We start from the raw sequence: 13,157 nt of genomic DNA on the forward strand, positions 1-13,157 counted from the left end.
CCGGGGCATGGCGACACCTCGGTCGATTCCCACCTGAACTTGCCGGTTGTCAACAAAACGGCTGCCGAGCTGTCGAAGATGGAGTGGGTTCCGTTCAAGGCAGCGATCGATGCCGGCGCGGATAGCGTCATGGTCGCGCATATATTGTTTCCGAAAATCGATCCGGACGCCCCCGCCTCTTTCTCCAAAGTAATCATCGGTCAACAACTGCGTGGCAAATTGGGCTTCCGCGGAGTCGTCATTACCGATTCGATGGCGATGGGCGCCATCGCGAAAAACTACGACATCGAGGATGCTTCCGTCCGTTCGGTTGAGGCGGGCAGCGACATCATCCTTGTGTCCTTCGGATATGAAACCGTTAAAAAAATCGAACAAGCGCTGCTTGCCAGCGTCAAATCCGGTCGCATTCCGGAATCCCGGATCGATGAGAGCGTCACGCGAATTCTCACCTTGAAGCGCAAGTACGGATTGTCCGATCGTGCGCTCGCCGTACCTAAAATCAAGGACCTGAACGCCGAGATCAGAAGCTGGCGCAAAGCCGTTGGTTGATTAACGGAAGCGGTCGGGTTTCCACCTGGCATTCAGATTGCATTTATCTGCAATCATTTGAGCCGGAAGAAGCACTTCATGACAGATTCCAAGCGAAATTAAACAACCTTAGTCCGATGGAATACCGAACTAAAGTTGTTTAAGGAAATTCAGTTGTGCCCCTGAATGAACTAACGGCAGTATAACTGTGCACAATTGGGAAATCCTGCAACAAGAGTGAGTCTAGACTACAGGAGATGATTCGGTTGACACGTTTTCTAAAAAATTGTGTGTTTGTATTATTGATTTCATCATTGACTTTGTTTACTTCAGGATGTTTTTCCAATGCTCAACCCGAACAAAGTACGCCGTCCCAAGCTCAAAGCACTCCACCCCAAGCTCAAAGCACTCCGCCTGAAGCTCAAAACTACAGTCCGCAACCTAATATCGATTCTTACATCAATGAAATTGTAACAGCTGCTCAAAACGGTCAAACGCCTAACGAACCTTTTACACTTGGTGAAACAGATATCAATGACATTACACATAAATGGGGAAAACCAAATAACGTAAGTGATACAAAAGTGGGTCTATACGCAACTTATGATAATAACAAAACAACATTCGGTTATTATCGTCATTCCCCTATATTTGATGTGCGTGATTATAGCAGCGATTTAAAGAAACTTACCTTAAACGACATTGAAAAAGCAATGGGAAAACCAAATAAAGTCTCATCTTATGATGATCATGCTGTACATCAGCAAATTCTCGTTTATTCGCTTAAGAATGGAAAAGAATTAAAATGGATCATCAACAAACCAACGAATGAAAATTCAAATTCATCCGTTGACCATATTTCCGTTTACGACCCGGAAATTGCCGACCATTCTCTTGCAGCTCAATTATATAACATGACCTTAGATGAAAAAATTGGCCAGATGCTTATGGTTGGTGTCAATGGAACCACAGCTGGAAGCGATGCAAAGGAGATGATCAATAACTTACATGCGGGCGGCATCATTTTCTACGGCAGTAATATCAAAACCGCAAATCAAACCGTTGATTTTACCAATCAACTCAAAGCAATGAATCAAAGCGCTAAAAACCCGCTTCCTCTTTTTATGAGTGTTGATGAAGAAGGGGGAATTGTAGATCGCATGCCGAGTCCAATATTGAAAATGCCTTCTGCTTTTGCGGTTGGGAAAAAAGATGACAGTGATTTTTCATACAATGTCGGGGAAACACTTGGCGAAGCCGTTCGCGATCTAGGCTTCAACATGGATTATGCCCCTGTTCTTGATGTCATCAAAGATCCCTCTGCTTCTGCTATTGGCAAGCGGTCTTTTGGCACGGATCCCAATCTGGTCAGTCGTTTAGGCGTAGCTGCAATGAAGGGCATCCGTTCCCAGAATGTCATCCCTGTCGTTAAACATTTTCCGGGTTATGGGAGCGTTAGCGTTGATGCTCACCAAGACTTGCCGACTGTTGAATATGGACGCAATCAATTAGAAAAAAACGACTGGCTTCCTTATAAAAATGCGATTAAGAACGATGCGGATGTGGTTATGGTTACGCATGAACTTGTAAAGGGGCTAGAGACCAAATACCCTGCATCCATGTCAAGCACGATTATGACGAACATGTTAAGAGATCAATTAAATTTTAAAGGTGTGATCATGACGGATGATATGACCATGGGGGCGATTGCTAAACGCTACGACATTCAAACTGCTGCCGTTAAATCGGTTGAAGCGGGGGCGGATGTTGTGATGATTTCTTTTCATAAAGATGAGCAAATAAATGCCTTCCATGCATTAAAACAAGCCGTTGTAAAAGGAACGATTTCTGAACAGCGAATTGATGATTCGGTTTATCGGATTATGAAGCTTAAACAAAAATACAAGCTTTCTGACAAGCGAATCGGCTATCCAAACATCGCATCACTAAACAACGATATTGAAAAAATTATAAATGGATTAAAGTAAAAGTGGAGAGTGCAAAGAGTGAGTAATATTAATTTTTTAATGGTTAAGCATAGTCAGATGGAAAGTGAACGTATCATGTTACGTCCGGTAAAGAACTGAATAAAATTAAGGATCACTTTCGGCGGCCGCAGGGCCGCCATTTATTTCGCCGATAGACCCGTTACGGAGAACCGTACCATATTACCAAGGCTAGATCATTGAGCTAAATACTCTTTCGAAATCGGCATTCGTTCGGCATATTTTATTGCTAGACCAACTAGATAATTAACTCCGTGAAGTGCGGAGCAACTTGATGCCCAGGCCGACAAAAATGACACCGGTGAGCTTGTTGAGGTATTTGGAGAAATTCACGCTGCTTCTCAAACGGCGTGTCATCCAACTCGAACATAGAACCAGGATGATATTCCAGATACTTCCCGTCACAATGAACGTAAGCCCCAAGATAATGAATGGCAAAGCGCCCGAAGTGTGCTCGGGATCGATGAATTGCGGCATGAATGCTAAGAAAAACAAAGCCACTTTGGGATTCAATACGTTGGTAAGCATTCCTTGAAAGAACAGCTTATGTTTTTTTGCCTGTCCCATATGCTGTAGTTCAAAAGGATTGCTGCGTGTCCGGATCGATTTGATGCCCATGTAGATCAGATAGGCCGCACCGATCCATTTGACTAAGTTGAACGCGAGCGCCGACTGCATCAATACAACGGACAATCCAAATGCCGCGAACAAGGTATGAATGAGCGCCCCGCAATTGATGCCGGCAGCGGACATCAAGCCTTCGCTTTTTCCTTGCGCAACTGTCCGGCTAAGGATGTAAAGCGTGTCCGTGCCCGGCGTCAGATTTAACAGAACTCCGGATAACAAAAACAGTTCATAATGCTCAATGCCCAGCATAGTTTTTCTCCTTTTGATGATAATATGTATTTAAATGTTAATTTATTACGCGTTATTGCGACATTGTTATCCGCCGACCTCAGCAAGTCCGGTGATCTCTTTATACCTAGGTGCTTTGATTGACGCGGTTACAGAAATCGTTTTTGTCACACCTAGGAATACCACAAATCGTACAGTGCTATATGCAGTTAGTTTGGATATATAATCAGTTTCCATTCTTAGGTTTTCTACCTTACAAAACGGACTTGCTGAATCTTGCAGACCTTCTAAAATGGAAGCATAAACACGTGGGTATACATTTTGAATGGCATGTGAATTATTTAAGTCAGGACCGTAAAATCCACCGTCATTGTTTACTTTAACTCTTGGTGAATCCATCGCGGCGATCTGCAATCCTGATGCTAATAACGATTGCATTTTATCCTCCATTTTCGCAGTTTTGTGGGATGAAATAGACATCCAACTGAACCATAGAACAAATAAGAGAATAATAACGCCGGCTAATACAAAGCTTTTCTTAAAGCGTATTTCCATATAATTTTCCTCCTCGCTGGCAATTCCACTATATTCCATACGCAATTCAGTTTCAATGTTTAGAGTTGGTGGAGGTTCGGGGCAATGGCTTTTTGGAACATTTGATGCATTTATTCGTCTCTAATGTAGTTAAGGTCGGTTTTATTCCACCGGAGGTGTAATCATGTCTTTTAGTCCAAAGCTTGAGCAATTGTTGCAACAAGAAGGTATCTCCTTTACCGCGCTCGATGTCCATCAACAAGATTTCGACAAGGGGAGAATATGGTCACGACGTTACGACGCCGATCAGGTTGATGCGTTTTTGGATCAAGTTGTTAAAGATTACGAACGATTTTATAAAATGCTGGATGAAATGCAACTTGAAATCGAGGCGCTCCGCGAAGCGATTTCGAGCAAAGATGAAATTTCCGTTGAGCGTTTGCATGTGCGATTGAGAAAGATCGAGCACTTTTTTCAAAACAACCGATAATAAGTTTTAAGGAAGGCTTTTTTTCGTGGCGGCGTTGATTCGCTTATGATCGCGATGGAAGAGAACTGAGAGTGGCATGTTCTGATGTGCAGATCGGAGGAAGTACATATGCAACATAAAACTGCTCTGATTATGGGAGCCAGCGGACTGGTTGGAGGAGCTCTTCTGCAAATACTTCTGGATGCCCCGGAATATGAACGGGTTAAAGCACTGGTGCGCCGGCCGCTCGGGATCCGGCACGATAAACTCAATGAAGTTATCGTCAACTTTGATGCGCTGAATGATGATGTCGATCAGTTTCAGGTAGAGGACGTCTTCAGCTGCCTTGGAACAACGATTAAAAAAGCGAGAACCCGGGAAGCCATGAACCGGATCGATTATGAGTATCCCCTGGAAGCCGCACGTCTGGCCAAAAGCAAGGGTGTTCAACGGTTCCTTGTGGTCAGTTCTATGAATGCCAATCCGGAATCAGCGATCTGGTATTCCCGGATGAAGGGCAGCTTGGAACGTGACCTTCGCAGGCTGGAGTTGCCCTCCCTACATCTTTTCCGGCCTTCTTTACTGCTCGGCGATCGCGATGAATTCCGGCTAGGAGAACGTGTTGCCGCGTTCCTGGTCCCCCGGCTATCCTTTCTCTTGGTTGGCGGGCTAAGGAAATACCGTGCGATAGAGGGGGTTGTTGTTGCAAGGGCTATGTATCATGCCGCACAGCTACCGGATAAAGGAACCCGCATTTATTTGTCCGACGAGATTGAACGAATGGGACGTAGTTGATGTGAGCTCTTCGTCGCCCGACAAAAGAAAGACCCGATCATCTTCCGGCATGATCGGGTCTTTCCAACTAATCCATTATGTTTCGGGTATAGTATTCGATTATGTCTTTGCGTCGAATAATCCCGAGGAAGATGCGATTTTCGTCAACAACCGGAACGAAGTTCTGATCGGCTGCCAGCGCCAGCATATCGTCCAAATCGGCGCCGATGGCGACGCATTCGATTTTCAGTCGTTTTTTGATGGATACGATGGGAATTTCGTGCATGTTTTCGAAGCTGAGGCCGGGTGTTGCCTTCATCTTCCATAACAAGTCTCCCTCGGCAAGCGTTCCGAAATATGCGCCATTTTCGTCCAAGATCGGAATTGCACTATAGTGGCACGCCTCCAATTGGTCTAAGGCTTCTTTCATATTGGAGGATGTCGTGAGGTAAGAGACCTCGTTCTTGGGATAAAGAAACGATTTAATGTCCACTGAATCACGCTCCTTTGCTATATTAAAGCACATTTCACCGCGGGGCGCATATGGCAATGCGTTCCGGAAAGAACAGGCCAAGGTTTCTTCTCATAAAGCCAATGAATCGATCTTAACTTCTTGGCTTCTATATAAGTTGAGAATCAAACTGGGCATGAAAAAAGAGCTCATGTGAGCAGGGCAGGCAAGTCCCGCAACATATGAGCTCTTGTCCGATTAATTTGCTTTGGCCGTCTTTACAGCTATGTTCGGATTCGCCAGCTTAACCGCGGCGTCCGCCTGAACGATGCCGTATCCAAAGCTGGAATCCCATCCGGCCGTGCCCAAGTCTTTGGCCGATTTTTTCAGGATGGAGCGGATGTCCACGTTGGTCAGCTTAGGGTTGGCGGACCAGGCAAGTGCGGCTACTGCCGAGACATGCGGTGTCGCCATGGAGGTTCCTTCAAAGTAGCTGTAATCCCAAGCGGAAACGGTAACGTTCGCCGAACCAAGTCCGCCCGCCCGGATTGAAACTCCGCCGTTGTAGGAGACGGAAATCGCAGGAATCCAATTTCCTGCGCTGCCCAAGGTGAAGCTGCCCGGATCGTCTGCGTTGACAGAGTCATTATTGGTTATGATGGCTGCCGATGCGCCTTGAGCCGTGACATTCAAAATCTTATCGCTGAAGGCGATACTTCCGCGGTTGATCAATGCAATCCATGCGCCGCTCGCAGGCTTGTTCGCGCAGGATGTAGTCGAGTCGGCTAATCCGCAATCGACCAGGGGACCTGACACATTGCCCAAACCGGAATATTCCAATTCGTGGCTGCTATAAACAGTGCCATTTTCCGATGCCGAAGTTTTCTTGCCTTTGCCTCGTGGTACGCTGGACAGTGTACCTACTCCCGGTGCCACCACTTCCTGCTCCGCTCCATAATTGGAGAACGAGGCAAGATTGAAGTTACTGTCCACTGCACCTACTGCTACCACAGAACTATATTTGGCGGGGTATCCGATCGGTCCGCTGTCGTTGCCGCTCGCCGCGATGCTGAGCATTCCGTTCTGATAAGCCTGATCGAACGCCTTTTGTTCTGTCTTGGAGCCTTGGCTGCTTCCCAACGAGAGGCTGGCGATTTTGGCACCATTTTGCTGACACCAGTTCAATCCGTTGATAATACCGCTTGTTGCGCCGCTGCCGTCATCACCCAGCACTCTGGCGACAAACAAATCGACATTCGGTGCTGCGCCGATGCGGCTGCCGCTGTTCGCGGTCTGGCCGACGATTGTTCCCGCCACGTGCGTGCCGTGTCCGTATCCGTCGGTTGCGTCCCGATGCTTGTCTTTCACGAAGTTTTTGCTTGCTTTAATGACTGATGTGCCGTTGCGGTTAAATTCCGGGTGGTTATAATCGATACCGGTATCGAGAACGCAGACTTTGATCGTTTGTCCAGATGCCCCCAGATTCCATGCTTGTTGGGCGTTGACCGCTTGCAAGCCCCATGTGAGATCGCCATCTGTGTAACTCGTCCCAGTGGCGCTCGTTGCATGAACGACCCGGTCCTCTTCAACGTAGGAAACATTGGGATTGTGCGCCAAACCTTGAGCCGCATTGGCCGATGCCTCAATTCGCATGGCGCCGAGATTGTCCCATTGTTCCTTCATCTCGATACCGGGAGCCGATAAGGCTTTGGAAGAAGCGCCGGGCATCAGTCCTACAAGGTAGGAGTGTTTTTCAGCCGGTGCTGCAGTTACGAGATTGCAAGTGAGCAGGAGGAGGGCTAATACGGAACCTGATACCTTGGATAAAAACGCTTTCTTTTTCAAATGACATGTCTCCCTTCGGCACTCTGAATAATTGATTTGTCCTTGCTGACGGTGCGACGGAGAAATAAAAGGATTAAAGAGAGTTTATATCAACTATTCCTCTAATTCCCATGGGAAAAAATATCGAAAAAGAGAGGTACTCTTGAACTAATTTATGGGATTAAGTAGTTCAACTTCGCCGGGGTCCCGTAATGGCCCCCGGCGGCTTCTATGGCTTGGGAATTGTGGAAGCTGATAGTGAGGAGCAAGTTCGTGGCTTTATCCAGGATGATCCTGCTATCCAGGCAGGGTTAATGAACACGGAATTCTACCCGATGCGGGCGATCGTATCATCGAAATGAGAGATCTAACTAACGCAAATCGTTCAAGTTGCATACAACACATGAAAATTGCGGGCAACCGCAATTTTTTGCGTGTAAATGCCCTTTTTTTGCGCGTCGATGCCGTTTATTTGCGCGTTGAGGGGCTCATGTTTCATTTATTGTTCTCTTAGGTCTTAGAAAGCAGGAGGTACCCTGACCATGAGAACATTTTTGCCGTATGTAAAAAATGAAATGAAGCTCTATATTTTAGGGTTCGTTGGCAGTTTGTTTCGTTTCCTCATCCCGCTTGCCGTTCCCCTTGTGATGAAATATATTTTCGACGATTTGCTTCAAAACGGGGCTTTTTCCAGTTCGGAAAAAATGGGGCAGCTGCTCTACCTTGCCCTCGTGATGGCGGCAGTTTTCCTCGTGATCCGGGCTCCGATGGAATACGTCCGGCAATATTGCCTGCATAAAGCCAACAACAATATTATTAAAAACCTGCGTAAAGACGTGTTTGCCAAAATCCACACTCTGGATGCCAAATATTTCGCAGACCATAAGAGCGGAGAAATCGGAACCCGATTCTTCGACGATATCGAGAAGGCAAGAGGCTACATGACCGCGGTTTTCTCGAACATCTGGATTGAAACGATCGTGCTGGTGTTCGTTGTGGGTGTGATGGCCACCTTGAATTTGAAGCTGACGCTGCTTGCCGTTTTGCTGGTCGGTTTCCAGTTTCTACTGGCCCATTTGTTATCCAAGAAGTTCAAAAAATCTACCGCGGCCATGATGAAATACCGTTCGGTGCTCAGCGGTTTTGTATTTGAAAAAATTCAAGGCGCGTTCATTTCCAAGCTGTTTGCCTCCGAGCAGCGCGACAAACAGGAGTTGGACCGGCACTTGGAGCAATACGAGCAGCTGACGGACAAACAAGCGAAGCTCAACGCCGTCACGTTGTCCTGCGTCAATGTCTTGAGCGACATCACTCCATTCATCGTTGTGTTGACCGGAAGCCTGTTCGTCATCCATGACAGCCTGACGCTCGGAAGTTTGATCGCCTTTTTCGCCTATGTGGATAAAATGAGAAGCCCGGTTACCGCGCTGGTGCAGGCATTTCCGGCTGTTACCGAAGGAAGCGTCGCGCTTCAGCGGATATTTGATTTCCTGAGGATTCAGGCAGAAATTCAAGATAAAGCAGATGCAGTGGAGTTAAAATCGTTGTCAAAATCGATCCGGTTCGATCGTGTTTCCTTTGCTTACAGCGACAGTGATTCGGTGATCAAGAAACTTTCAGTTACACTCGAAAAGGGAAAAACCTATGCGTTCGTAGGAGAAAGCGGAGGGGGCAAAAGCACGATTCTTCAACTTTTGATGCGGATGTATGATGCGACGCAAGGTTCCGTCCTGATCGATGACGTGAACATCAAGGACTACTCCTTGTCCAGTCTGCGGAATCATATGGGAATCGTGACGCAGGACAACTTCCTTTACAGCTCATCGATCAAGGACAACATCCGAATGGCGAAGCTGGATGCGACGGATGAAGAAATCATCGCCGCGGCCAAGAAAGCATTCGCGCACGATTTTATCTCGCAGCTTCCGATCGGATATGACACGGAAATCGGAGAGAGAGGCATCAAACTTTCAGGCGGTCAAAAGCAACGGGTGGCTCTGGCGAGAGTATTTTTGAAAAATCCTTCGCTCATCATCCTGGACGAGGCCACGAGCGCTCTCGATAACGAAAGCGAAAAGCTGGTGCAAGAATCCATTCAACAGATCGGCAAAGAGAAAACAGTCGTCATGATTGCCCATCGGCTTTCTACGGTCGTGCATGCGGACAAAATTTTCGTCATCAAAAGCGGGGAAATCATCGAGCAAGGAAGTCACAACGAATTGCTGAAACAAAACGGATATTACCAGGAACTGTTCTCCAGGCAGCGTGCTGGAAGTATAACTTACGAGGTTAGCCGTGCAAGCTGATACGGGAAGTAAGATGTGCATGGGACGAGACGGGGCTCCATCATGCAGTTGACATACCCCCTGGGGGTATATTATGATGACATCACAATCGATTGTACATGAAGGTAACGACGTGGTTTCGTGACACGAAGTACCTGACGAGAAGGTGATCCCATGAGTCAGTCTCCAACATCCGAATCAAACCAGGCGGTTAAGGGAGCGGTCGATTTCGATATTATGGGCATGACGTGCGCAGCTTGCGCCACCCGGATCGAGAAAGGGCTGAACAAGCTCGAAGGCGTCAAAGCGACGGTTAATTTAGCGCTTGAGACCGCTCACGTGGAATATAACCCGTCCGTCGTCTCCACCGCCGACATGATCAAAAAAGTGGAGCAGCTGGGTTATAAAGCAAAATCGAAAACCGAAGCGAAACAGCAGGGAGACCACCGTCGGAAAGAAATTCGCAGACAACAGGCGATGCTGATCATCTCAGCTCTGCTGACGGTGCCTCTGTTGTGGGCGATGGTCGGGCATTTTTCCTTTACATCGTGGATTTGGGTTCCGGATCGTTTCATGGAGCCGTGGTTCCAGTTCTATCTGGCCACACCGGTTCAGTTCATCATCGGAGCCAGATTTTACGTGGGAGCCTACAAGGCGCTCCGCAACGGCAGTGCGAATATGGACGTGCTCGTGGCCCTTGGGACTTCGGCGGCGTATTTTTACAGCCTCTATGTCACCATTTGGGAAGTCCCTTCGGCTTTGTATTATGAGACCAGTTCGGTGCTCATTACGCTGATCTTGCTCGGCAAGCTGTTCGAAGCGTTGGCCAAAGGGCGTTCCTCCGAGGCGATCAAATCGCTCATGGGCTTGCAGGCGAAGACGGCAACCGTGATTCGCGACGGCCAACAAATGAACGTCCCGGTAGAAGAAGTCGTCGCCGGCGATATTTTTCTGGTCAAGCCGGGCGAGAAAGTGCCGGTTGACGGAATCGTGATTGACGGCGTCTCGGCTGTCGATGAATCGATGCTGACCGGTGAAAGCATTCCGGTAGAGAAACGTGCCGACGATCCGGTGATCGGCGCCACTTTAAACAAAAACGGCGTGTTAAAGGTCAAGGCGACCAAAGTAGGGAAAGAAACCGCGCTCTCGCAAATCATCAAGGTTGTGGAAGAAGCGCAAGGCTCGAAGGCTCCGATTCAACGGATAGCAGATGTCATCTCGGGGATCTTCGTTCCTATTGTGGTGGGCATTGCGGTGCTTACCTTCCTGATCTGGTACTTTGCTGCAGAACCGGGAGACTTGGCGGCCGCACTAGAGAAAGCAATCGCGGTTCTCGTGATCGCATGCCCCTGCGCATTAGGGCTGGCGACGCCGACTTCGATCATGGCGGGTTCCGGACGTGCGGCCGAGCTGGGTATTTTGTTCAAGGGCGGAGAGCACCTGGAGAATACCCATCGGGTCAACACAGTCGTATTGGACAAAACCGGTACGGTGACCAAAGGGAAGCCGGAATTGACCGATGTGCGCGTGGAAAATGATTTCGAGGAAAAGCAGCTGTTGTCGTGGATCGGCGCGGCGGAAAAAAACTCCGAGCATCCGTTAGCGGAAGCCATTGTAACCGGTATTCGAAGCAAAGGAATTACGCTGGCAGATACGGAGTCTTTCCAAGCGATACCGGGCTACGGCATCATGGCGGTCGTCGAAGGCAAAGGCATTATGATCGGAACCAAGAAATTGATGGCCGAATACAGCGTGAAGGTCGATCATGCCTTCGAGACAATGTCCGAGCTGGAGTCCCAGGGTAAGACCGTTATGCTGACCGCCGTTGACGGCCGATTTGCGGGCATGATCGCCGTAGCGGATACGGTTAAGGAAACCTCCGCTCAAGCGGTTGCCCGCATGAAGAATCTCGGACTCGAGGTCGTCATGATGACCGGCGACAATGAACGTACGGCGCAAGCAATCGGAAGCCGCGTCGGGATCGATCATGTTCTGGCGGAGGTGCTTCCGGACGGCAAAGCGAACGAAGTGAAGAGGCTGCAAGCGTCCGGAAAAACAGTGGCCATGGTCGGAGACGGCATTAACGATGCGCCGGCACTGGCTACGGCGGATATCGGAATGGCGATCGGAACGGGTACGGATGTGGCCATGGAAGCCGCGGATGTCACGCTGATGCGCGGAGACCTGAACAGCACCCCCGATGCGATATCGATGAGCAAGAAAACGATGGTCAACATCAAGCAAAATTTGTTTTGGGCTCTTGCGTACAATGTGATCGGCATTCCGGTCGCGGCGCTGGGGTACCTGGAACCGTGGCTCGCGGGAGCCGCAATGGCACTGAGCTCCGTGTCCGTCGTGCTCAATGCCCTCAGATTGCAAAATGTGGATCGAAAGCCGGAGGAGCGAGGCAATCAGATGAGTGGAAAGCTGCAGTTTATTTTGATTCTGGTGTTTGTCGCCATGTCTTTCTTTGCGGGTTACGGGTTCGGCCGGCAGGACGCTGCGCCTAAAGCGGAACAAGGTGCGCCTGTCCGTCAGGAACAAATGACACATGGACATGGGGCTTCCGATGCTCATGGAGCCGACAGCGGCGACCAAGCCGTCAAAACCGAGGTGTTCTGGTCCACGGAGAATGCGGTCAAAGGCGAGGATACCGAAATCCGCATTCAAATTCAGGATGAGAACGGAAAACCGATCGATAAGTTTGACATTTCGCATGAGAAATTGATGCACTTGATCGTAGTCAGCAAAGATATGTCTTATTTCAACCATATCCATCCCGAGTATAAGGGCCAAGGGGAATTCGTCGTCACGAACAACTTCCCTTCCGGCGGCGAATACAAGCTGATCGCCGATTATGTGCCGTCCGGGGGAAGCAAAACCACGAAAATGAAGTGGATTACGATCGACGGCGCGCCAGCCGACCCTGTGCCGCTCACGCCGGATAAGTCTCACACCAAGATCGTGGAAGGCGTGGAAGTGACGCTGGAGAACGATCACCCGCAAGCCGGAAAGGACTTTGAGTTGAGTTACAAGTTGACGGATGCGGCGACGAAAGAACCGATCACCGATTTGCAGCCATACTTGGGGGCTGTGGGACACGTGGTCGTGCTAAGTAAGAATACCGAGCAGTACTTGCACGTACACCCGATCGACGAGACAGCCAAAGGGCCGGATGCGAAGTTCGCCACCCAGTTCCCGGATCCGGGGATTTATAAAGTGTGGGCTCAATTCCAACGAAACGGAAAAGTGTTTACGGTACCGTTCGTCGTTCAGGTCGAATAAGACAAGTGAGAGCTGTCCGTCGGGCGGCTCTGCTGTTTTATTTATCCGTAACTAAACGTTCGATATTTTTCGACTTTTTTATCTTGACGAAGAGGGACAGAAGCCCTATAGTGTAATTCATACTAATCTGATCGGGTATAGTAAAC

9 protein-coding genes and 1 pseudogene are annotated in these 13,157 nt (G+C 48.7%); 6 read left to right on the forward strand and 4 right to left on the reverse strand.

The window, feature by feature from the left end:
- Nucleotides 1-549, forward strand: a 549-nt coding sequence (locus E5161_RS14385; protein ID WP_281279882.1) for a glycoside hydrolase family 3 N-terminal domain-containing protein, incomplete at its 5' end; no start/stop codon positions are given.
- Nucleotides 550-794: 245 nt separating this feature from the next.
- Nucleotides 795-2,516 (forward strand): glycoside hydrolase family 3 N-terminal domain-containing protein, encoded by a 1,722-nt coding sequence (locus E5161_RS14390; protein WP_169306701.1) that lies wholly within the window; start codon nucleotides 795-797, stop codon nucleotides 2,514-2,516.
- Nucleotides 2,517-2,780: 264 nt separating this feature from the next.
- Here the strand turns inward: E5161_RS14390 and E5161_RS14395 are convergent, their stop codons facing one another.
- Entirely contained in the window at nucleotides 2,781-3,410 is a 630-nt protein-coding gene (locus E5161_RS14395) for a LysE family translocator (RefSeq protein ID WP_136778534.1), read from the reverse strand.
- A gap of 66 nt (nucleotides 3,411-3,476) precedes the next feature.
- Complete coding sequence (locus tag E5161_RS14400; protein ID WP_136778535.1) at nucleotides 3,477-3,944, reverse strand: hypothetical protein; 468 nt, start codon at nucleotides 3,942-3,944, stop codon at nucleotides 3,477-3,479.
- A gap of 163 nt (nucleotides 3,945-4,107) precedes the next feature.
- Here E5161_RS14400 and E5161_RS14405 point away from each other — a divergent pair, with 163 nt between their 5' ends.
- Together E5161_RS14405 and E5161_RS14410 are read left to right on the forward strand one after the other, a co-directional pair.
- Nucleotides 4,108-4,413, forward strand: coding sequence for a DivIVA domain-containing protein (locus E5161_RS14405; protein ID WP_136778536.1), 306 nt, complete (start codon nucleotides 4,108-4,110; stop codon nucleotides 4,411-4,413).
- Between the two features lie 108 nt (nucleotides 4,414-4,521).
- On the forward strand, nucleotides 4,522-5,187 hold the full coding sequence (locus E5161_RS14410) for an oxidoreductase (RefSeq protein ID WP_136778537.1): 666 nt from the start codon (nucleotides 4,522-4,524) through the stop codon (nucleotides 5,185-5,187).
- A 67-nt stretch (nucleotides 5,188-5,254) separates the two neighbouring features.
- Here E5161_RS14410 and E5161_RS14415 read toward each other — a convergent pair whose 3' ends face one another.
- Nucleotides 5,255-5,659: a CBS domain-containing protein gene (locus tag E5161_RS14415; RefSeq protein ID WP_136778538.1), complete on the reverse strand. Its 405-nt coding sequence runs from the start codon at nucleotides 5,657-5,659 to the stop codon at nucleotides 5,255-5,257.
- Nucleotides 5,660-5,875: 216 nt separating this feature from the next.
- On the reverse strand, nucleotides 5,876-7,462 hold the full coding sequence (locus tag E5161_RS14420) for a S8 family serine peptidase (protein WP_136778539.1): 1,587 nt from the start codon (nucleotides 7,460-7,462) through the stop codon (nucleotides 5,876-5,878).
- A gap of 521 nt (nucleotides 7,463-7,983) precedes the next feature.
- Between E5161_RS14420 and E5161_RS14430 the strand changes: the two genes are divergently transcribed.
- Together E5161_RS14430 and E5161_RS14435 are read left to right on the forward strand one after the other, a co-directional pair.
- Nucleotides 7,984-9,747 carry an ABC transporter ATP-binding protein gene (locus E5161_RS14430; RefSeq protein ID WP_136778541.1) on the forward strand — a complete coding sequence of 588 codons (1,764 nt, stop codon included), beginning with the start codon at nucleotides 7,984-7,986 and terminating at the stop codon, nucleotides 9,745-9,747.
- Between the two features lie 192 nt (nucleotides 9,748-9,939).
- Nucleotides 9,940-12,111 (forward strand): annotated as a pseudogene (locus E5161_RS14435) (heavy metal translocating P-type ATPase); the annotation flags it as partial.
- Between the last annotated feature and the right edge of the window lie 1,046 nt (nucleotides 12,112-13,157).

It is taken from the genome of Cohnella pontilimi (assembly GCF_005049045.1).
In the GTDB taxonomy this organism is placed as follows: domain Bacteria; phylum Bacillota; class Bacilli; order Paenibacillales; family Paenibacillaceae; genus Cohnella; species Cohnella pontilimi.

Bases quoted from the DNA above. Each gene is read 5' to 3' on its own strand.
- E5161_RS14405 (WP_136778536.1), top strand. From the start codon at position 4,108: ATGTCTTTTAGTCCAAAGCTTGAGCAATTGTTGCAACAAGAAGGTATC.
- E5161_RS14400 (WP_136778535.1), bottom strand. From the start codon at position 3,944: ATGGAAATACGCTTTAAGAAAAGCTTTGTATTAGCCGGCGTTATTATT.
- E5161_RS14410 (WP_136778537.1), top strand. From the start codon at position 4,522: ATGCAACATAAAACTGCTCTGATTATGGGAGCCAGCGGACTGGTTGGA.
- E5161_RS14395 (WP_136778534.1), bottom strand. From the start codon at position 3,410: ATGCTGGGCATTGAGCATTATGAACTGTTTTTGTTATCCGGAGTTCTG.
- E5161_RS14430 (WP_136778541.1), top strand. From the start codon at position 7,984: ATGAGAACATTTTTGCCGTATGTAAAAAATGAAATGAAGCTCTATATT.